We start from the raw sequence: 21,510 nt of genomic DNA on the forward strand, positions 1-21,510 counted from the left end.
GGTCTCTCCGTGTGTCAGGTCAACGGGCAATGATCAACGGATGCCCGCGTTCAGGGTGCAACTGCACCAGAACCTCCAGGCCGAACACCGCTTGCAACGGCTCGGGACGCAGCACTTCGGCCGGCGTACCCAATGAATGCGGGCGTCCGCCTTCAAGCAGCAACAGCCGATCACAGTAGCGTGCCGCCAGATTCAGGTCATGGAGGATAATCAGTACCGCCGCGCCGCGATCGGCAAACTCCCGGATGGCCTGCAAGGTGACGTGCTGGTGCAACGGATCGAGGGCAGACGTGGGCTCATCCAGCAACAGGTTGTGTCCACTCTGCCCCGGCCATAACTGCGCCAGAACCCGCGCCAGATGCACCCGTTGCCGCTCCCCACCCGACAACGCCAGGTAGCTGCGCCCCCACAGATGCGCCACATCGACCGCCTCCAGCGCAGCGCCAACGATCTGCGCATCACGCACGCGACCGCTCTGATGGGGCAAGCGCCCAAGCCCCACCACTTCCTCGACCCGAAAAGCGAAATCCAGACTAGACGCCTGAGGCAACACCGCCAGCCTTTGCGCCCGCAATGTACCCTGCCACTGCGCCAACTCTTGCCCATCCAACGACACTCGGCCCTGATGGGCCGCCAACTCTCCACTCATGGCTCCGAGCAGGCTGCTTTTGCCGGCACCATTGGGACCTAGCACTCCCAATACCTGGCCCGGCAACAATTGCAGGTCCACACCGGCCAGGACATCTTTGCCACCACGGCGGACATGCAGTTTCTCGACTCGCAGCATCAGGCGCGCCCTCGCAACAACAGGTACAGAAAGAATGGCGCGCCGATAAAGGCGGTGACGATACCGATGGGCAATTCGGCTGGTGCCAGCGCCAGACGCGCCACCAGATCAGCCAACAGCAATAAGCTGGCCCCCGCCAGGATCGATGCCGGGAGCAAGGTGCGATGATCCGGCCCCGACAGCAGGCGCACCAGATGAGGCACGACCAACCCGACAAAACCTATCATCCCTGCTGCAGCCACGGCGGCTCCCACACCCAGGGCCGTACAGAACACCAGTTCACGCTTGAGCCTTTCGACATCGACCCCCAGGTGCTTGGCCTCGGACTCGCCCAGCAGCAGCGCATTCAAGGCCTTGGCCCGACGAGGCAGCCAAAGAGCCACCGCCGCCGTTACCAGCAACAGCGGCCACAGCCGCTGGTAACTGGCACCGTTCAGGCTGCCCAGGTTCCAGAAGGTCAAGGTTCGCAAGGTGGCGTCATCCGCCAGGTAGGTGAACAAGCCCACGGCCGAGCCGGCCAGGGCCGTCAAGGCTATTCCCGCCAGCAACATGGTCGCCACATGAGTCTGGCCGTTGCGCCGACCAAGTCGATAGACCAGCGCTGTCACTCCCAGGCCACCCAGAAAGGCACAGAGTGAGAGCAGATAAGGACCAATAGCTTCCGGCACACCGCCGAACATCGAGCCACCGACAATGGCGATCGCTGCTCCCAACGCCGCCCCACTGGACACCCCCACCAGCCCCGGGTCCGCCAGGGGATTGCGAAACAGTCCCTGCATGGCCACGCCGGACAGCGCCAACACGCCCCCCACTGCAAGGCCAAGCAAGGTCCGCGGCAGGCGGATCTGCCCGAGGATCAACTCCGCCTGCTCCAGCCCCTGTCCATCGATCGGCACCCCAAGCAACCGCAGGGCGGCGCGCAAGGTATCGAACAGAGGCAGACTGACCGGCCCCAGGGCCAGTGACAACCAGATGGCCAGGATGCACAGGGCTCCCAGCCCGAGAAACAGCGTTCTAGGTTTGACCAGACGACTCATTGGGCCAACTTGGACTGGGGATAGAAAGCTGCCGCCAGGCGTTTCAGGCTATCTGGCAGCCGAGGCCCCAAGCCCCCCACCAGCAAGGTCGGGTCAAGTTCGACCACTCGCCCTGCCTTGACCGCCGCGGTAGACGCCAGCACCGGGTTTTCCTTGAACAGAGCAGCCCGGGCCGCGTCACCGCTCAGACTGCGATCGGAGAACACCAGGACCTGCGGACTCAAGCCTGCCAGAGACTCCACCGAAAACGGTTTGTAACCCGTATGAGTCGCCAGGTTGTGCCCGCCGGCCTGCTGCAGGAGCCAGTCCGCCGCAGTGTCCTTGCCGGCAATCAGCGGCTTGCCGCCAGCATGTCCCAGCAGCAGCAAGACTCCCGGCGACGCCTGGGTCTTCTGTACCTCACTGACCCAGGCTTGTTGCTGTTCAAGCTGCTTTTGATAGTCCTGAAACAGCTCTCCGGCTTGCGCCTCGCGGCCCAGTAGTTGTCCCAGATGCCGCAAAGTGTGCTGCAAGGTAGGAAGATCGGCCTGGGCAGAAAACAGCTCGACCTTGACCCCAGCGCTACGAATCTGTGACAGCACCGGCGGCGGGCCCATTTCTTCTGTACCCACCAGGATCTGCGGCCGCAGGCTCAGGATGCCTTCCGCCGATAGCTGCCGCTGATAACCAATGCTGGGCAGCGCCTTGAGTGATGCCGGATGCTGGCTGGTGGTATCGACCCCCACCAGTTTCGACTCAGCACCCAGAACCGTTACCCACTCGGACAAAGCCCCACCAGCACTGACCCAACGCTGCGGCAACTCATCGGCGGTGGCCCACTGGCTCACCAGCAATCCGGCACAGAACGCAATGGCGCTGGCACTCAGGCGCATAAGTACATTTCCTTTATAGACGTGGGGCCCGCGAAGCAGCTGTCCATGTGACATGCCAGGCAGAGCAGGCATCGAAATGAGCAAGCGCCCCGTGTCGGGCGAGACGGCCATTTGATAATTGTTTTCATTTAGCAGTCAAGCGTCGACATGTTTCATCCTGCCGCCACGGGAAAACTGTGACAGCCTTAGCGCAGAGCCTTCGGACCAAGAGGATAGACATGAAATTTCTTTGCGCCGGGAGCGATCTTCCCGAGGCCAGTAGCCGGGGTTTCCAGCTTGCGGGGTTGAAACTCTTTGCTGTGCGCCGCGAGGGGCAGGCTTACGTATATGCCAATCACTGCCCACACCGTGGAGTGCCCCTGGAATGGCAACCTGATCAGTTCCTCGATCCCAGCGCCAGCCTGATCCAGTGCGCCACCCATGGCGCACTGTTTCTGATCGAAAGTGGCGAATGTGTGGCAGGGCCATGCGCCGGGCAGTTCCTGAGGGCCATCGACTGTGAGGAAGACGGCCAGGGTATCTGGGTCGCTCTTTAACCCTGCAGCAGCACCTCAAGACGCCGGTCGATACAAACTTCCTGTGCAGTCAGGCGAACGCCATAAGCCAGCACCTCGACGCCGGCCGCCACCGCTTCCCGTAGGGCTGCGGCATACCCCGGATCGATCTCCTCTGCCGGACGCACTGCGTCTATACCCGAGAGATTGACGCAATACAGCTGAACCGCACGTACCCCCTCCCGAGCCAGGCTTGCCAGCTCACGCAAGTGCTTGGCACCGCGCTGGGTCACCGCATCGGGGAAGGCCGCCACCGCGCAGCCATCGAAACCCAGAGTGACACTCTTGACCTCGACGTAGGCCGGACCGTCCGGGTAATCCAGGCGAAAATCGATGCGACTGTTCTCCTGTCCATAAGGCACCTCGCGCTTCAGCCCGGTGAAGCCGTTCAATTCCTTGATCAGCCCCGCCCTCAACGCCTCTTCAACCAGGCCGTTGGCCCGCCCGGTATTGACGCAGGCCAGTCGCCCTTGAGGGGTTTCACTGATTTCCCAGGTGCCCGGCAGCTTGCGCTTGGGGTCGTTGGAACGGCTGAACCACACCTGCCCGCCTTCGACCATGCAATTGAACATCGAGCCGGTATTGGGACAGTGAATCGTCATCTGTTCCCCCGCAGCGGTTTCGATGTCTGCCAGGAAACGCTTGTAGCGACGCAGCAGACGCCCTTCTTCCAAGGGAGGATCGAAGCGCATCAGCCTTGCCAGCTCTGCAGGCCACGGGAGATACGCTCCACCGCTTCCTGCAAGCGCTCCAGGCTCTGGGTGTAGGCGAAACGCACATGGTGTCCCGCCTGGTGACGACCGAAATCCAGGCCGGGAGTGAAGGCCACATGCTCGGTCTCCAGGAAGTGCCGGCAGAAAGCAAAGGCATCACCACCAAAAGCGCTGATATCGGCGTACAGATAGAAGGCCCCTTCAGGCTCCACGGCGATACCAAAACCCAACTCGCGCAAGGCCGGGAGCAGGAAATCCCGGCGACGCCCGAATTCGGCACGACGCTCCTCCAGCATGCTGATGGTTTGCGGTTCGAAACAGGCCAGAGCGGCGTACTGGGCCATACTCGGCGCACTGATGTAGAGATTCTGCGCCAGTTTCTCCAGCTCACCCACAGCCGCAGGCGGCGCCACCAGCCACCCCAGGCGCCAGCCAGTCATGCCGAAATACTTGGAAAAACTATTCAGGACAAAAGCGCTGTCATCCACTTCCAGCACGCTGGCGGCATCAGTGCCATAGGTCAGGCCGTGGTAGATCTCGTCCACCACCAGATGCCCGTTGCGAGCCTTGATAGCAGCGGACAGGCCCGCCAGCTCATCACGACTGAGCACAGTCCCGGTAGGGTTCGCCGGAGAAGCGACCAAGGCGCCGACGCTGTCCTGATCCCAGTAACGCTCCACCAGGTCAGGAGTCAGTTGATAACGCACATCCGGCCCTACCGGCACCAACTGCGCCGCGCCTTCAACCAGACGCAGGAAATGCCGGTTGCACGGATAGCCCGGGTCAGCCAGCAGCCAGTGCTTGCCCGGGTCCACCAGCAGGCTGCTGGTCAGCAGCAACGCGCCGGAGCCTCCGGGAGTGATCATGATCCGCTCGGGGTCGATATCCAGGCCATACCGCTGCTGGTAGAAACCGGAGATTGCCCCACGCAGCTCCGGGATACCTCGCGCTGCGGTGTAACGGGTCTTGCCGGCGCTCAACGCCGCCTGCCCGGCCTTGATGATCGGCTCGGCGGTGGTGAAGTCCGGCTCGCCGATCTCCAGGTGAATCACATCATGTCCGGCGGCCTGCAACTCATTGGCGCGGGCCAGCAGGGCCATGACATGGAAAGGTTCGATAGCGCGACTGCGCGCACTGTAGGGCAGAGCCATTAGCCTTCCTTCATTCGAGGGGGGAGCAAAAGTCCGATTCTACCCATCCAGTGAAGCCCGGGAGAACCCAGCGACATCCGTGCGGTCTGTTGCCTTGTGCCAACTGGTGCAAACAGAAACCGCAGATTTGACTAAAATCAATGATTGAACAGACCGATCTGCAAGCCATGTCATCCTTTTCCAGTATCTACGGACTTAGGCAGGACATAGGCTCGACAACCGGGAGTAGCGCGCTCTGGTTTGATCTGGTAAGTTCGCCCGCTTGCAGCCGCAGGGCCGGCAAGTGTCGGAGATGGAGCAATCCTGCGCAATGGATTACAAGAGTAGAGGCGGTCCATTCATGCCCACCCAAGCAAAGCAACAGATTCAATCGATCAGCGGTTTTGAACCTTATGTTGAAACTGCGGGCGAAGAGTACATGGGCAAGCCCATGCGTGAGCACTTCACCAAGATCCTGAACAAGTGGAAACAGGACTTGATGCAGGAAGTCGACCGCACTGTTGATCACATGAAAGATGAAGCGGCCAACTTCCCTGATCCGGCCGACCGTGCCAGCCAGGAAGAGGAGTTCAGCCTTGAACTGCGCGCCCGTGATCGTGAGCGCAAGTTGATCAAGAAGATCGACAAGACCCTGCAACTGATCGAAGACGAAGAATACGGCTGGTGTGAATCCTGTGGCGTCGAGATCGGCATCCGCCGCCTGGAAGCCCGCCCAACCGCCGATATGTGCGTTGATTGCAAGACCCTGGCGGAAATCAAGGAAAAGCAAGTCGGCAAGTAATAGTCGGCCTGAACCTGAAACGGAGCGTATACACGCTCCGTTTTCGTTTCCGCCTTCCTCTGCAGAAGCGAGCTCACGAAAGCGATCCCCCCGACCCTGTCATCACTCCGGGGCCAGACCCGATAGCATCCTGCCCATGACTGCCTCCACATCTGCTTCATACATCGGGCGCTTCGCCCCCACCCCCAGCGGCTACCTGCATTTCGGCTCACTGGTCGCGGCTCTTGCCTCCTATCTGGATGCCCGAGCCGTCGGCGGCCGCTGGCTGCTGCGCATGGAAGACCTCGACCCGCCCCGGGAAGAGCCGGGGGCCCAGGCAGCGATTCTCAAGGCCCTGGAAAGCTACGGCTTCGAATGGGACGGCGAAATGGTTCGCCAAAGCGATCGCCACGATGCTTACGCAGCAGTCATTGACCGGCTGTTCCATCAAGGCCTGGCCTATGCCTGCACCTGCTCTCGCAAACAACTGGAGCCCTACCACGGCATCTACCCGGGGCTGTGCCGCAACCTTGGTCACGCCCAGGAAGACGCGGCAATCCGCCTGCGGGTGCCGGAGCTCGAGTACCGCTTCAACGACAGGGTCCAGGGCGAGTATCGCCAGCACTTGGGCCGGGAAGTCGGAGACTTCGTGATCCGACGCCGTGACGGCCTCTATGCTTATCAATTGGCTGTGGTGCTCGATGACGCTTGGCAGGGCATCACCGATATCGTGCGCGGCGCCGACCTGCTGGACTCAACTCCCCGCCAGCTGTACCTGCAGGAACTGTTGGGACTATCCCAACCACGCTACCTCCATGTACCGCTGATTACTCAGCCGGACGGACAAAAACTGGGCAAGTCCTACCGTTCGCCACCACTGGCCGAGGAGCAGGCGCCGCCCTTGCTGCTGCGGGCGCTGCGGGCCCTGGGCCAGAAACCGCCTGTCGAACTCACCCATGCGAGCGTGGCTCAGATCATGAAGTGGGGCATCGTCCACTGGGATGCCGAGTTGATTCCACGCACACTGAGCGTGCCGGAAGCCCAATTGAGCTGACGCCCCTTGCAGCTTGGCGCCCATCCGTTACCATCGCCGCACGTTTTCGGGCACGCACACAATAAAGAGAGGCCGAGATGTACATCTATCGCTTGGTCCTACTCCTGGTAGTGGGGATCTATCTATTCTCCCCCGCCATCATGGATTGGTGGATCGATGCTACTGGCGCCTGGTATCGCCCGTATCTGCTCTGGCTGATTCTGATCGTCGTGACCTTCATCCTGCAGAGCCAAAAAGATGCCGATGAGCTTTAGCCTGACCCAGATGATCCTGATCAGCGCCGCCTACTTGCTGGTGCTGTTCGGGGTGGCCTGGATCAGTGAGCGCGGCATGATTCCGCGCTCGATCATTCGCCACCCGCTGACCTACACCCTGTCGCTGGGAGTCTATGCCAGCGCCTGGGCCTTCTACGGCACGGTGGGCCTGGCCTATCAATACGGCTACGGGTTCCTCTCCAGCTACCTGGGGGTTTCCGGGGCCTTCCTGCTGGCGCCGGTGCTGCTGTATCCGATCCTGAAGATCACCCGCACCTATCAACTGTCGTCCCTGGCGGACCTGTTCGCCTTCCGTTTCCGCAGCACCTGGGCCGGTGCCCTGACCACCATTTTCATGCTGGTGGGAGTCCTGCCCCTGCTGGCCCTGCAGATCCAGGCAGTGGCCGATTCCATCGGCATCCTCACCCATGAACCGGTGCAACATCGAGTAGCGCTGAGCTTCTGCGCGCTGATCACCCTGTTCACGATTTTCTTCGGTTCGCGGCACATCGCTACCCGGGAGAAACACGAAGGCCTGGTGTTCGCCATTGCCTTCGAATCGGTGATCAAGCTGATCGCCATCGGCGGCGTCGGCCTGTATGCGCTGTACGGGGTCTTCGATGGTCCGCAACAGCTGGAGCTCTGGCTGCTGCAGAACCAGACTGCCCTCGCCGCGCTGCACACTCCACTGCAAGAGGGTCCGTGGCGCACCCTGCTGCTGGTGTTCTTCGCTTCAGCGATCGTCATGCCGCACATGTATCACATGACCTTTACCGAAAACCTCAACCCCCGAGCCCTGGTCAGCGCCAGCTGGGGGCTGCCGCTGTTCCTGCTGCTGATGAGCCTGGCGGTGCCGCTGATTCTCTGGGCCGGACTCAAGCTCGGCGCCACCACCAACCCGGAATACTTCACCCTGGGCATTGGTATCGCGGCCAACAGCCCAGCCCTGGCGCTACTGGCCTATGTCGGCGGGCTCTCGGCCGCCAGTGGCCTGATCATCGTCACCACTCTGGCCTTGTCGGGGATGGCCCTGAACCACTTGGTGCTGCCGCTTTACCAGCCGCCCGCAGAAGGCAATATCTATCGCTGGCTGAAGTGGACTCGTCGCGCCCTGATCGTCGCCATCATCATGGCCGGCTACGCCTTCTACCTGTTGCTGGGGGCCGAACAGGACCTGGCCAACCTGGGAATCGTCGCCTTCGTCGCTACCCTGCAATTTCTTCCCGGCGTGCTCTCGGTGTTGTACTGGCCGACCGCCAACCGTCGTGGCTTCATCGCCGGGCTGCTGGCAGGGATTCTGGTCTGGCTGGTGACCATGCTGCTGCCTCTGATCGGCAACCTGCAGGGCTTCTACATCCCGCTGCTGAACATGATCTACGTCCTCGACGACACTAGCTGGCACATGGCAGCCATCGCCTCGCTGGCAGCCAACGTTCTGATGTTCACCCTGATTTCGCTGTTCACCAACGCCAGCGCCGAAGAAGCCAGTGCTGCCGAAGCCTGCGCGGTGGACAACGTGCGTCGCCCGCAGCGCCGGGAACTGCATGCTGCCTCACCCCAGGAGTTCGCCACTCAACTGGCCAAGCCGCTGGGCGCCAAGGCTGCGCAAAAGGAGGTGGAACAAGCCTTGCGCGACCTGTATCTGCCTTTCGACGAACGCCGCCCCTATGCCTTGCGGCGTCTGCGTGACCGTATCGAGGCCAACCTGTCCGGCCTGATGGGGCCGAGTGTCGCCCAGGACATGGTGGAAACCTTCCTGCCATACAAGGCCGGCGGAGAAAACTATGTCACCGAAGACATCCATTTCATCGAAAGCCGCCTCGAGGACTACCACTCACGCCTGACCGGCCTGGCCGCCGAGCTCGATGCCCTGCGCCGCTACCACCGACAAACCCTGCAGGAACTGCCCATGGGCGTCTGCTCCCTGGCCAAGGATCAGGAGATCCTCATGTGGAACAAGGCCATGGAGGAACTGACCGGTATTCCCGCCCAGCATGTGGTGGGGTCACGCCTGAGTACCATCACCAATCCATGGAAAGACCTGCTGCAGGGCTTTATCAACCTGCCAGACGAGCACTTGCACAAGCAGCATCTGGCCCTCGACGGCCAGACTCGCTGGCTGAACCTGCACAAGGCGGCCATCGACGAGCCGTTGGCACCGGGTAACAGCGGCCTGGTGTTACTGGTGGAAGACCTGACCGAAACCCAGACCCTGGAAGACAAGCTGGTGCACTCTGAACGTCTGGCCAGTATCGGACGCCTCGCTGCCGGGGTGGCTCACGAGATCGGCAATCCGATCACCGGCATCGCCTGTCTGGCGCAGAACCTGCGGGAAGAGCGTGAAGAAGACGGTGAACTGACGGAAATCAGTGAGCAGATCCTCGAACAGACCAAGCGCATTTCGCGCATCGTCCAGTCACTGATGAGCTTTGCCCACGCCGGTAGCCATCAGCACAACGACGAAGCCGTATGCCTGGCTGAAGTTGCCCAGGATGCCATTGGTCTCCTGGCCTTGAACCGGCGCAATTTCGAAGTGCAGTTCTTCAATCTGTGTGATCCCGACCACTGGGTCGATGGTGATCCGCAGCGGCTGGCCCAAGTGCTGATCAACCTGCTGTCCAACGCCCGCGACGCTTCTCCTCCCGGCAGCGCTGTACGCGTCAAGAGCGAGGCTTTCGAGCACACGGTCGATCTGATCGTGGAAGACGAAGGCAGCGGTATTCCCAAGAACATCATGGATCGATTGTTCGAACCGTTTTTCACCACCAAGGACCCTGGGGAAGGCACCGGACTGGGCCTTGCGCTGGTCTATTCCATCGTTGAAGAGCATTATGGACAAATCACCATCGACAGCCCGGCCGATCCACAAAGCCAACGCGGTACCCGTATTCGGGTGACTTTACCGCGTCATGTCGAAGCGACGTCCGCTGTGAACTGAGACCGTCGAGAGAATTGAATCAATGCCGCATATTCTGATCGTCGAAGACGAAACCATTATCCGCTCCGCCCTTCGTCGCCTGCTGGAACGTAACCAGTACCAGGTCAGCGAAGCCGGCTCGGTGCAGGAAGCCCAGGAACGCTTCAGCATTCCCACATTCGACCTAATTGTCAGTGACCTGCGCCTGCCTGGCGCCCCGGGTACCGAACTGATCAAGCTCGGCCAGGGCACTCCGGTGCTGATCATGACCAGCTACGCCAGCCTGCGCTCGGCTGTGGACTCGATGAAAATGGGGGCGGTGGACTACATCGCCAAACCTTTCGACCACGATGAAATGCTCCAGGCCGTGGCACGGATTCTCCGCGACCGACAAAGTGCCGAGAACGCATCGGCAGATCGCCCAGCAGCCAGGACGGGAACGGTTGCGGACAAGGCCGGCGCCAGCAACAACAACGGCGAAATCGGCATCATCGGCTCCTGCCCGCCCATGCAGGATATGTACAGCAAGATCCGCAAAGTAGCGCCAACAGATTCAAATGTCCTGATCCAGGGCGAGTCCGGTACCGGTAAGGAACTGGTGGCCCGGGCCCTGCACAATCTGTCCAAGCGCGCCAAGGCCCCGATGATCTCGGTGAACTGCGCGGCCATTCCGGAAACCCTGATCGAGTCCGAATTGTTCGGCCATGAGAAAGGTGCTTTCACCGGCGCCAGCGCCGGTCGTGCGGGCCTGGTGGAAGCAGCGGACGGCGGAACACTATTCCTCGACGAAATCGGTGAACTGCCTCTGGAGGCCCAGGCGCGTCTGCTGCGGGTTCTGCAGGAAGGTGAGATCCGGCGCGTGGGGTCTGTGCAGTCGCAAAAAGTCGATGTCCGCCTGATTGCAGCGACTCACCGCGACTTGAAGAGCCTCTCCAAGATCGGCCAGTTCCGTGAGGACCTTTATTACCGCTTGCACGTGATCGCCCTGAAACTGCCAGCCTTGCGCGAGCGCGGTGCCGACGTCATTGAAATCGCCAATGCCTTCCTCGCCCGCCAGAGTGCACGCATCGGTCGTTCGGACCTGAAGTTCGCCGCCGATGCCGAACAGGCTATTCGCCATTATTCCTGGCCAGGAAACGTGCGCGAGCTGGAGAACGCGGTAGAACGCGCAGTAATCCTGTGCGAAAGCCCGGAAATCTCCGCTGACCTGCTAGGGATCGATATCGAGCTGAGTGACCTCGAGGACGATGACTTCGTCGGCCTGCCACCGCAACAGGGCAACACCAGCCACGAGCCCACCGAGGACCTGTCTCTGGAAGACTACTTCCAGCACTTCGTCCTCGAACATCAGGACCACATGACCGAGACCGAGTTGGCACGCAAACTGGGTGTCAGCCGCAAATGCCTTTGGGAACGCCGCCAACGCCTGGGCATCCCGCGACGCAAAAGCGGGGTAGCCAGCGAAAGCTGAACCCGTGCTGACCAGAGTGCGGGTAACGCTCGACTTTGTGAAAAAAACTGTTACCTGTGTAATTGGACGTAACAAAAGCCGGGGCTAAAGGTAACGAAGCCCCGGTTTTTTTTGGCCTGAAAAACACCGCCTGGCACGCCTAACCCCTTGTTTTACTGGGGATCACAAAAGTTGGCACGGCACCTGCTATATGTTTGGTACAAGAACAATAACAAGCAATGCACAAGACAATAAAAATAAGACGAATCGACTCACGCATAATAAAAACAACACGGCGGAGGCGCAGCTAACTGATTCTTTTGGAGAGGCGTTGTATTTGGGGCTTGCCCCACAACCAGGCCGAGAACAACAAAAACTGCCCTAAGGCAGAGCCTGAACTGGTTGGATCGAAAGGTCATTGCAACTCAGCGATCAAAGCAATCCGTTTGCTCTTGGCTCCCGATTGGGAGGGTCACTCTGGGTAATCCAAGTGACAAGGGCGTTTAACAAAAACAAGAAGCCCGAAACCAATAATAACAATAGAGCACGCAACTATTCTGGGGGAGCTTCGGCTCCCCTTGTGGTTTCCAGAGTTCGCATTTTTCCTCATAAAACCCACGCCAGCCCCGCTAGATCGCACCTTTGCGCAGACCTGCACAAGTCGCGGCAGCTTCCTACACCATCCTTCGACTAAATGCTAGAATCCCCGCCCATCATGCGGTCATTCTTCGTTTTGGCCGAACATTCCTTCAAACAGTGCATCCCATGCTGAAGAAGCTGTTCCAGTCATTCCGTTCTCCCTTGCGTCGTACGCAACATAAACGCAGCACCCCTGAAGTGCTCAATAGCAGCCAGCATTCGCTGCAACGTGCCCAGTTCAGCCGGTATGCGGTAAATATCGTCGAACGCCTGCAGAACGCCGGCTACCAGGCTTATCTGGTAGGCGGCTGCGTGCGCGACATGCTGCTCAATATCACCCCCAAGGATTTCGACGTCGCCACCAGCGCCACACCGGAGCAGGTCAAGGCCGAGTTTCGTAACGCACGGATCATTGGCCGACGTTTCAAACTGGTGCATATCCACTTCGGTCGCGAAATCATCGAGGTTGCGACTTTCCGCGCCAATCACCCGCAGAACGACGACGAGGAAGACAGCAATCAATCCTCCCGTAATGAAAGCGGGCGAATCCTGCGGGATAACGTCTATGGCACCCTGGAAGAAGACGCGCAACGCCGCGACTTCACCATCAATGCCCTGTACTACGATCCGGTCAGCGAACGCATCCTCGATTACGCCAATGGCGTACACGACATTCGCAACAATTTGATCCGCCTCATCGGCGACCCTCGGCAGCGTTACCAGGAAGACCCGGTGCGGATGCTGCGGGCCGTCCGATTCGCGGCGAAACTCAACTTCGGTATCGAAAAACACACCGCAACGCCAATCCGCGAACTGGCCCCCATGCTGCGAGAGATCCCTTCCGCACGCCTGTTCGAAGAAGTGCTCAAACTGTTCCTCTCCGGCTACGCAGCCGACACCTTCGAAATGCTGGTGGACCTGCAACTCTTCGATCCGTTGTTCCCGGCCAGCGCCGAAGCCCTGGAATACAACCCGACCTACACCCATACGCTGATCAGCGAAGCCTTGATCAACACCGACTTGCGGATCAAGCAGAACAAGCCTGTGACGCCGGCCTTCCTTTTCGCTGCCCTGCTCTGGCCAGCCCTGCCCGCCCGGGTCCTGCGCCTGCAGGAACGCGGCATGCCGCCAATCCCGGCCATGCAGGAAGCTGCCCACGAACTGATCGCCGAACAGTGCCAGCGCATCGCCATTCCCAAGCGCTTCACCATGCCGATCCGCGAGATCTGGGACATGCAGGAGCGACTGCCACGGCGCAGCGGCAAGCGCGCCGACCAGTTGCTGGACAACCCACGCTTCCGTGCCGGCTACGACTTCCTGCTGCTGCGTGAAAGTGCAGGCGAGCAGACCGACGGCCTGGGTGAATGGTGGACCGACTACCAGGACGCCAATGACTCCGAACGCCGCGACATGATCCGCGATCTGAGCGGCAAGGAAGACGCCAGCGGCGCGCCACGCAAGCGTCGGCGCAGCAGCGGTGCCAAACGCAAGCGTGCAGGCGGCTCCAGCGCTTCAGGCGAGTAATGGATGGAACGTATCTACATTGGCATGGGCAGCAATCTGGCTGCCCCTGAAGAACAACTGCGCAGCGCACTCGAGGCCTTGGCGCAGTTGCCCGCAAGCCACTTCCATGGCGTGTCGGCCTTCTATCAAAGCGACTCCCTGCTTCCCGGCCAACCACGCTACACCAATGCCGTGGCGGCATTGGATAGTGATCTGGAACCCTTGGCACTGCTTGATGCACTGCAGGCCATCGAAAACCAGCAAGGCCGAGAGCGCAATGAACGCTGGGGCCCCCGCACCCTGGACCTGGACATCCTCCTGTTCGGCGACCGCCTGATCGACGAGCCGCGCCTCAAGGTCCCTCATTACCACATGCAGGCCCGCCCCTTTGTCCTCTACCCCCTGGCGGAACTAGCCCCTGCCGAATTGAGACTGGCCGACGGACGCACCCTGCAGGAACTGCTCGTTGCCTGTCCATTTGTCGGCCTGGAACGTCTGAAATAACCGCTGAAACGCATCAGTAACGGCGGTAACACTCCCGACGTAACAAGGCGGTAACACATCTAATTGACTTCCCGAGTCCTCATCACGACTATAGGCGTCCCGTTGCCGCCATCCCGGCGTTAAAGGGCGCAATTCAAGCGAGGCTTGTTCGCGGCGACCCCAGGAAACGCTAGGCCAAGGCGCTTGTACAACGGCGGTGGCACCCGCTGGTGCACAGCCTCTTCTGGGCACAGAATAATGCGTCCAGCGCCACCAGCGCGAATCCCGGTACTGCTTTCAAACCGCTTGGAACCAGGCTGTATAAGCACGACAAAAGACCGTGCGCCTGAATAACGAAGAATCACGCGCGTTACTCGCAGTAGTTTCCAAAGCGCCTGAAATGAGGACCCCTTTTCATGCCAGACATCACTCTGACTACCCTGCAAAGCCTCAAGCAGAAAGGTGAGAAGATCACCATGCTGACCTGCTATGACGCCACCTTCGCCCACACCTGCTGTGAAGCCGGCGTCGAAGTCCTGCTGGTAGGCGACTCCCTGGGCATGGTCTTGCAAGGGCACGACAGCACACTGCCCGTGAGCAACGCCGATATGGCCTACCACGTCGCGGCGGTCAAACGCGGCAACAACGGTGCATTGATCCTCGCCGACCTGCCCTTCATGTCCTATGCCACCACCGAACAGGCCCTGAGCAGCTCGGCCCAGCTGATGCAGGCCGGCGCGCACATGGTCAAGATCGAAGGTGCCGCCTGGCTGGCCGAATCGGTTCGCCAGTTGAACGAACGCGGCGTCCCGGTCTGCGTACACATGGGGCTGACCCCACAAACAGTGAATGTCCTGGGCGGCTACAAGGTCCAGGGGCGTAACGAGAGCCAGGCGCGGCAGATGCGTGCCGATGCCATTGCCCTGGAGCAGGCCGGTGCCGCCATGTTGCTGCTCGAGTGCGTCCCCAGTGAGCTGGCGGCGGAAATCACTCAGGCCGTGAAGATCCCGGTAATCGGCATCGGTGCCGGCAGCGCCACCGACGGCCAGGTTCTGGTGATCCACGACATGCTGGGCCTGTCCCTGAGCGGTCGCTCGCCCAAGTTCGTGAAGAACTTCATGGCCGGCAAAGACAGCATCCAGGCGGCGTTGAGCGCCTATGTCGAAGCAGTCAAGGCCGTTACCTTCCCAGGCGCCGAACACGGGTTCTCTGCATGAATACAGTTAAAACCGTGCGCGAATTGCGCGCTGCGGTCGCCCGCGCCCGCAGCGAAGGCAAGCGGATTGGCTTCGTGCCCACCATGGGCAACCTGCACAGCGGTCACGCCGCCCTGGTGGCCAAGGCCGCCCAACGAGTGGACTTCGTGGTTGCCAGCATCTTCGTCAACCCGCTGCAGTTCGGCGCCGGCGAAGACCTGGACAAATATCCGCGCACCCTGGCCGCCGACCAGGAAAAACTGCTCGAAGCCGGCTGCCAGCTGCTGTTCGCGCCCAGTGTCGAAGAGATGTACCCCGACGGCATGGCCGGACAGACCCGGGTCAGCGTGCCACAGCTGTCCGAAGGCCTGTGCGGCGCCAGCCGTCCCGGGCATTTCGAAGGCGTGGCCACGGTGGTCAGCAAGCTGTTCAACATGGTCCAGCCTGACCTAGCGGTCTTCGGTCAGAAGGACTATCAGCAGTTGGCGGTCATTCGTGCCCTGGTACATGACCTGAACATGCCGATCCAGATCATCGGCGAGCCAACGGTGCGAGCCGCCGACGGCCTGGCCCTGTCCTCGCGCAATGGCTACCTGAGTGCAGAACAACGTGCCATCGCCCCAGTGCTATACCGCAGCCTCAGCCAGATCGCCCAGGCCATTCGGGACGGCGAGCGTGACTATCCGACGCTACTGGCCGAGCACCAGCAGCAGCTCGAAGCGGCCGGCCTGCGCCGGGATTACCTGGAAATTCGTCATGGGCAGAACCTGCGTCCTGCCACTGCCGAAGACCGCGACCTGGTGATTCTGGTGGCGGCTTATCTGGGCGCTACACGCTTGATCGACAACCTGCATCTGGACCTTGATACGCCGGCATGAACGCCTGATTGCCCGAATGCCAACCTTCGGGCAAACTGCCGCCGGCTGGGGCCTGCAGCTAATACTGCAGGTCCTGTTCGAGGATCCGACCCAGGAATTTCCCATGCGTGCCATCTTGCCGATCGGCTCAGTTTCAAACCTCGCAGACTCTAGATGTCCCCGGCAACGAGCGGAACCATAACGCCATGGGGTCCCCGTTGAGGTCACCCGAGTCCAACCCCGTTTATTCCCGCTGAAAGCCCCCCATGCAGCCCTGATTGGCCCCGCCAGTACAAAATAGTACCGGCCACAAGTCGGACAAAGCCAAGACAGAACAGCACGCTGGGGTTACTGTTATCGCCCTGGGAGATTAATCGAATCAGCACAGGGCTGAACGAACGAGGTCCTTGAGACCGCGCAGGACGTTCCGGGCTTCTCAGTGTCCAAAAGGCAGTTCAAGCAAAAGGAAAACCGCAGCGATGGCGTACTACCGCACTCCTCACGACGTTACCGCTCTGCCCGCCTGGCAAGCGTTGAAAGAACACCGCCAAGCCATGCAGGATTTCAGCATGCGCGAAGCCTTCAATGCCGATCCTCAGCGCTTCAGCCAATTTACCCTGAGCAGCTGCGGACTCTTTCTCGACTACTCGAAGAACCTGATCACCAGCCAGACCCGCGAACTGCTGGTGAATCTGGCCAAGGAAGTCGGTCTGGCCGATGCCATCAAGTCCATGGTTACCGGTGAGCTGGTCAACGCCTCCGAAGGCCGCCCGGCACTGCACACTGCGCTGCGCCGCCCAGTGGGCGACAAGCTGTCGGTCAATGGCGTCAACGTGATGCCCGAAGTACACAAGGTACTGAACCAGATCACCGAACTGGTAGGACGCATCCACGACGGCCTGTGGCGCGGCTACACCGAGAAGCCCATCACTGACGTGGTCAACATCGGTATCGGCGGCTCCTTCCTCGGCCCTGAACTGGTATCCGAAGCGCTGTTGTCCTACGCCCAGAAAGGCGTGCGCTGCCACTACCTGGCCAACATCGACGGCAGCGAGTTCCATGAGCTTTCGGCGAAGATTCGTGCAGAAACCACACTGTTCATTGTCTCTTCGAAGTCCTTCAACACCCTCGAAACCCTGAAGAACGCCCAGGCGGCGCGGGCCTGGTACCTGGCCCAGGGCGGCTCCGAAGCCGAGTTGCATCGCCACTTCATCGCCGTGTCGAGCAACAATGCGGCGGCAGTGGCCTTCGGTATTCGTGAAGAGAACATCTTCCCGATGTGGGACTGGGTTGGCGGTCGCTACTCGCTGTGGTCCGCCATCGGCCTGCCGATCGCCCTGGCCATCGGCATGTCCAACTTCAAGGAACTGCTGTCCGGTGCCTACACCATGGACCAGCACTTCCAGAGTGCACCGTTCGAACAGAACATGCCGGTACTGCTGGCCCTACTGGGTGTGTGGTACGGCAACTTCTGGGGCGCGCAAAGCCACGCGATCCTGCCGTACGACCACTACCTGCGCAACATCACCAAGCACTTGCAGCAATTGGACATGGAATCCAACGGCAAGAGTGTGCGCCAGGACGGTACTCCGGTAGCGACCGATACCGGCCCGGTGATCTGGGGCGGCGTAGGCTGCAACGGTCAGCACGCCTATCACCAGTTGCTGCACCAGGGCACCCAGCTGATTCCGGCCGACTTCATCGTGCCGATCGTCAGCTTCAACCCGGTGGCCGACCACCACCAGTGGCTGTACGCTAACTGCCTGTCCCAGAGCCAGGCGCTGATGCTGGGCAAGACCCGCGCCGAAGCCGAGAGCGAGCTGCGGGACAAAGGCCTGAGCGAAGCCGAAGTGGCGAAACTCGCGCCGCACAAGGTGATTCCCGGCAACCGTCCGAGCAACACCCTGGTGGTGGAGCGCATCAGCCCGCGGCGCCTGGGCGCCCTGGTAGCCCTGTACGAACACAAGGTCTTCGTGCAAAGCGTGGTCTGGGGTATCAACGCCTTCGACCAATGGGGCGTGGAACTGGGCAAAGAGCTGGGCAAGGGCGTCTACAACCGCCTGGTCGGCAGCGACGAGACCCTGGCTGACGACGCATCGACCCAAGGCTTGATCAACTACTTCCGCGGCCGTCACCGCGGCTGATCAACCTTCTCTCCTCCGGGAGCCGGTGCGCCGGCTCCCGTCTGGGCCCCGGCCCTCCCCCCTTGAACCTTCCTGACACTTGTGCGCACCCTTATGACTTGTCGCAAAACAAGAATAAGGAACCGTCATGTTCGATATCAGCACTTTTCCGAAAGCCGATGCCGTCCGCCGGGCGGCGCAAATGAGTCAGGACGACTACCACCACCTCTACCGCCAATCCATTGAGCAACCAGATGTGTTCTGGGCCGAGCAGGCCAAGCGTTTCCTGCACTGGAGCAGCCCCTGGGACAGCGTGCACAGCCACGATATCCGCACCGGTGAAGCCAGCTGGTTCCGCGGAGGCCAGCTCAACGTCAGCTACAACTGCATCGATCGTCATCTGGAAAAGCGCGGTGATCAGGCCGCGATCATCTGGGAGGGCGACAATCCTGCCGACTCCCGTTCCATCACCTACAAAGAACTTCACGGGCATGTCTGCCGCCTGGCCAACGTGCTGAAAAGCCGTGGCGTGAAAAAAGGCGACCGGGTGTGTATCTACATGCCGATGATTCCCGAAGTGGCCTACGCCATGCTCGCCTGCACCCGGATCGGTGCCGTGCATTCGGTGGTGTTCGGCGGCTTCTCCCCGGAGGCCCTGCGCGACCGGATTCTCAACGCCGACTGCCGCACCCTGATCACCGCCGACGAAGGCGTGCGCGGTGGCAAACAGATTCCCCTCAAGAGCAACGTCGACAAGGCCCTGCTCAGTTGCCCGGACGTCAGCAGCGTGGTGGTGGTCGAGCGCACCGGCAACCCCGTGAACTGGGTAGAGGGCCGCGACATTTCCTACCAGCAGGCCGTGGCCGCGGCCAGCGACCTGTGCGCCCCCGTGCCGATGGACGCCGAAGACCCACTGTTCATCCTCTATACCTCCGGCAGCACCGGCAAACCCAAAGGCGTACTGCACACTACTGGCGGTTATCTGCTGCAGGCCGCCATGACCTTCAAGTACGTGCTGGACTACCGCGACGGCGAGGTCTTCTGGTGCACCGCCGACGTCGGCTGGGTCACCGGCCACAGCTACATCCTCTACGGTCCCCTGGCCAACGGCGCCACCACGCTGATCTTCGAAGGCGTGCCCAACTACCCCAGCACCTCGCGTTTCTGGGAGGTGGTGGATAAGCATCAGGTGAACATCTTCTACACCGCCCCCACCGCCCTGCGGGCCCTGATGCGCGAAGGCAACGACCCGGTACAACGCACCTCCCGCAGCAGCCTGCGTCTCTTGGGCAGTGTTGGCGAGCCGATCAACCCGGAAGCCTGGGAGTGGTATTTCAATGTAGTGGGCGAGCAACGCTGCCCGATCGTCGATACGTGGTGGCAGACCGAAACCGGCGGCATCATGCTCAGCCCCCTGGTCAGCGCCCAGCAGATCAAACCCGGCTGCGCCTCAACCCCGATGTTCGGCGTACAACCCGTGCTACTGGACGACCAGGGCAAGGAAATTCAAGGTACCGGCAGCGGCATCCTGGCCATCAAGGCCAGTTGGCCGGCGCAGATACGCAGCGTCTACGGCGATCCCAAGCGCATGGTCGAAACCTACTTCGCGCCCTATCCCGGCTACTACTTCACCGGTGACGGCGCGCGCCGGGACGAGGACGGCAGCTATTGGATCACCGGGCGCATCGATGATGTGATCAACGTCTCCGGGCACCGCATCGGCACTGCCGAAGTGGAAAGCGCGCTGGTGCTCCACGACGGCATCGCCGAAGCGGCGGTGGTGGGCTACCCCCATGACCTCAAGGGCCAGGGGATCTATGCCTTTGTCACGCCGATGCAAGGCATCGAACCCGACGAGGAACTGAAAAAGGAACTGCTGGCCCTGGTCAGCCGTGAAATCGGCAGCTTTGCCAAACCGGAGCTGATCCAGTGGGCTGCGGCCCTGCCGAAAACTCGCTCGGGCAAGATCATGCGGCGTATCCTGCGCAAGATCGCCTGCAACGAACTGGATACCTTGGGGGACACTTCGACCCTGGCGGACCCCAGTGTGGTGGACGGGCTGATCGCCAAGCGCCTGAACGCTTGAAACCGGCGCGGCCATGGCCGCGCCTTTTTTCACTACCCGCACCGAGCTGTCATGGAATTCATTCGCAGCCGTATCGAAAGCCAGGTCATGAGCTTGTCAGGCCTCTCCCTGGGGCAACTCGACCTGGAGCATCCCAAGGGCGACCCCGGCCTGTTCGGGCCGGGGTCGATCAGTTGGCAGGTACATGCCGACTTCAGCAGCATGCTGATCGGTGGCATCAGTGCCTTGCTGATGCAAGCCCTGCACCCCCTGGCTCTGGCCGGGGTCTGGGACCACTCGAACTTTCGCCAGGACATGATCGGCCGCCTGCGCCGCACCGGACAGTTCATTTCCGGCACCACCTTCGGCTCCCGTCAGGACGCCGAGTGGCTGATCGACAAAGTACGCACTATTCACCTGCATATAGTGGGCACCGCCCCTGATGGCCGTCGTTATGCCGCCAGCGATCCGGAACTGTTGACCTGGGTGCATGTGGCGGAAGTCAGCAGTTTTCTCGCCGCTCACCTGCGCTACCTCAACCCTCGTCTGTCAGGGGCGGACCAGGACCGCTACTACGACGAGATTGCTCTGATCGCCGAACGTCTCGGCGCCCGGGATGTACCCCGCTCGCGGCGGGCGGTGGCCGACTACCTGCAGGCTATGCGTCCCCAACTGCTGTGCGACGAGCGCAGTCGGGAGGTTCTGCGTCTGCTACAGGCGGCTCCCGCCCCCAGTCGCCTGGCCAAGCCCTTTGGCTCATTGATGATGCAGGCCGGTATCGACCTGCTGCCGGACTGGGCCAGCGCCATGCTCGACGTCAATCAGAACCCGCTGCAACGTCAGCTGATTCGAGCCAGCGTCAAACGCAGTACACCGATGCTGCGCTGGGCGGTGCGGGACAGTTCAGTGCATCGGGCGAAACGACGCATGGGTCTGTAGAAGCCGACCGCTCATGCACAACACGACCGGCCGGTTCGCGATTGGCCGGTCTCCCGGGTTGTGTGCAACCATGATTTTCCGCACTGCAAACGCCTGCGCGGGCCATTTCACGAGCCCCACGCGTCGCAGCTCCCCGCCACCGAACATAAGGATTCG

The 21,510-nt window shown here is 61.1% G+C and carries 18 protein-coding genes; 13 read left to right on the forward strand and 5 right to left on the reverse strand.

Annotation, left to right across the window (positions count from 1 at the left end):
- Window positions 1–19: 19 nt before the first annotated feature.
- Genes FW796_RS31550 through FW796_RS31560 form a run of 3 tightly spaced genes read right to left on the reverse strand, consistent with a single transcriptional unit; the run spans window position 20 to window position 2,696 of the window.
- On the reverse strand, window positions 20–787 hold the full coding sequence (locus FW796_RS31550; RefSeq protein WP_446440680.1) for a heme ABC transporter ATP-binding protein: 768 nt from the start codon (window positions 785–787) through the stop codon (window positions 20–22).
- Window positions 787–1,770, reverse strand: coding sequence for a FecCD family ABC transporter permease (locus FW796_RS31555; protein WP_346636398.1), 984 nt, complete (start codon window positions 1,768–1,770; stop codon window positions 787–789). The genes FW796_RS31550 and FW796_RS31555 overlap by 1 nt, the downstream gene beginning before the upstream one ends.
- Window positions 1,771–1,820: 50 nt before the next feature.
- Window positions 1,821–2,696, reverse strand: a complete 876-nt coding sequence (locus tag FW796_RS31560) for a heme/hemin ABC transporter substrate-binding protein (protein ID WP_446440681.1) — start codon at window positions 2,694–2,696, stop codon at window positions 1,821–1,823.
- A 218-nt stretch (window positions 2,697–2,914) separates the two neighbouring features.
- On the opposite strand from FW796_RS31560, the gene FW796_RS31565 reads away from it, so the two are divergent.
- Window positions 2,915–3,232, forward strand: a complete 318-nt coding sequence (locus FW796_RS31565) for a Rieske (2Fe-2S) protein (RefSeq protein ID WP_446440682.1) — start codon at window positions 2,915–2,917, stop codon at window positions 3,230–3,232.
- Here FW796_RS31565 and sfsA read toward each other — a convergent pair.
- Window positions 3,229–3,942, reverse strand: coding sequence for a DNA/RNA nuclease SfsA (gene sfsA, locus FW796_RS31570; RefSeq protein ID WP_346636386.1), 714 nt, complete (start codon window positions 3,940–3,942; stop codon window positions 3,229–3,231). The two genes, FW796_RS31565 and sfsA, sit on opposite strands and share 4 nt — an antisense overlap.
- Window positions 3,942–5,114 carry a pyridoxal phosphate-dependent aminotransferase gene (locus FW796_RS31575; RefSeq protein ID WP_346636387.1) on the reverse strand — a complete coding sequence of 391 codons (1,173 nt, stop codon included), beginning with the start codon at window positions 5,112–5,114 and terminating at the stop codon, window positions 3,942–3,944. The genes sfsA and FW796_RS31575 overlap by 1 nt, the downstream gene beginning before the upstream one ends.
- A 340-nt stretch (window positions 5,115–5,454) precedes the next feature.
- Here FW796_RS31575 and dksA point away from each other — a divergent pair, with 340 nt between their 5' ends.
- The 12 genes from dksA (at window position 5,455) to FW796_RS31635 (ending at window position 21,354) form a co-directional block, all read left to right on the forward strand.
- Complete coding sequence (dksA, locus tag FW796_RS31580) at window positions 5,455–5,895, forward strand: RNA polymerase-binding protein DksA (RefSeq protein ID WP_011063504.1); 441 nt, start codon at window positions 5,455–5,457, stop codon at window positions 5,893–5,895.
- Window positions 5,896–6,031: 136 nt separating this feature from the next.
- Window positions 6,032–6,928: a tRNA glutamyl-Q(34) synthetase GluQRS gene (gene gluQRS, locus FW796_RS31585; RefSeq protein ID WP_346636388.1), complete on the forward strand. Its 897-nt coding sequence runs from the start codon at window positions 6,032–6,034 to the stop codon at window positions 6,926–6,928.
- 77 nt (window positions 6,929–7,005) lie between these two features.
- A complete protein-coding gene (locus FW796_RS31590) occupies window positions 7,006–7,182 on the forward strand; it encodes a hypothetical protein (RefSeq protein WP_003176118.1) in 177 nt (58 codons plus the stop codon).
- Window positions 7,166–10,120 (forward strand): sensor histidine kinase, encoded by a 2,955-nt coding sequence (locus tag FW796_RS31595; protein WP_446440683.1) that lies wholly within the window; start codon window positions 7,166–7,168, stop codon window positions 10,118–10,120. Before FW796_RS31590 ends, FW796_RS31595 begins: the two co-directional genes overlap by 17 nt.
- 22 nt (window positions 10,121–10,142) lie before the next feature.
- Window positions 10,143–11,570, forward strand: a complete 1,428-nt coding sequence (locus tag FW796_RS31600; protein ID WP_346636390.1) for a sigma-54-dependent transcriptional regulator — start codon at window positions 10,143–10,145, stop codon at window positions 11,568–11,570.
- Between the two features lie 744 nt (window positions 11,571–12,314).
- Window positions 12,315–13,712, forward strand: coding sequence for a polynucleotide adenylyltransferase PcnB (locus tag FW796_RS31605; protein ID WP_346636391.1), 1,398 nt, complete (start codon window positions 12,315–12,317; stop codon window positions 13,710–13,712).
- Between the two features lie 3 nt (window positions 13,713–13,715).
- Window positions 13,716–14,195 carry a 2-amino-4-hydroxy-6-hydroxymethyldihydropteridine diphosphokinase gene (gene folK, locus FW796_RS31610; protein WP_346636392.1) on the forward strand — a complete coding sequence of 160 codons (480 nt, stop codon included), beginning with the start codon at window positions 13,716–13,718 and terminating at the stop codon, window positions 14,193–14,195.
- Window positions 14,196–14,590: 395 nt separating this feature from the next.
- Window positions 14,591–15,391, forward strand: coding sequence for a 3-methyl-2-oxobutanoate hydroxymethyltransferase (panB, locus tag FW796_RS31615; protein WP_346636393.1), 801 nt, complete (start codon window positions 14,591–14,593; stop codon window positions 15,389–15,391).
- Entirely contained in the window at window positions 15,388–16,248 is an 861-nt protein-coding gene (gene panC / locus FW796_RS31620; protein ID WP_404937686.1) for a pantoate--beta-alanine ligase, read from the forward strand. The genes panB and panC overlap by 4 nt, the downstream gene beginning before the upstream one ends.
- Before the next feature lie 458 nt (window positions 16,249–16,706).
- Window positions 16,707–18,371 (forward strand): glucose-6-phosphate isomerase, encoded by a 1,665-nt coding sequence (gene pgi / locus FW796_RS31625; RefSeq protein ID WP_123725031.1) that lies wholly within the window; start codon window positions 16,707–16,709, stop codon window positions 18,369–18,371.
- A 127-nt stretch (window positions 18,372–18,498) separates the two neighbouring features.
- The gene (acs, locus tag FW796_RS31630; protein WP_346636396.1) at window positions 18,499–20,436 is read left to right on the forward strand and encodes an acetate--CoA ligase; all 1,938 of its coding nucleotides are present in this window, start codon (window positions 18,499–18,501) and stop codon (window positions 20,434–20,436) included.
- A gap of 51 nt (window positions 20,437–20,487) precedes the next feature.
- Window positions 20,488–21,354: an oxygenase MpaB family protein gene (locus tag FW796_RS31635; RefSeq protein WP_346636397.1), complete on the forward strand. Its 867-nt coding sequence runs from the start codon at window positions 20,488–20,490 to the stop codon at window positions 21,352–21,354.
- Window positions 21,355–21,510: the final 156 nt, after the last annotated feature.

The sequence above is a fragment of the Pseudomonas sp. 910_21 genome (genome assembly GCF_052850735.1).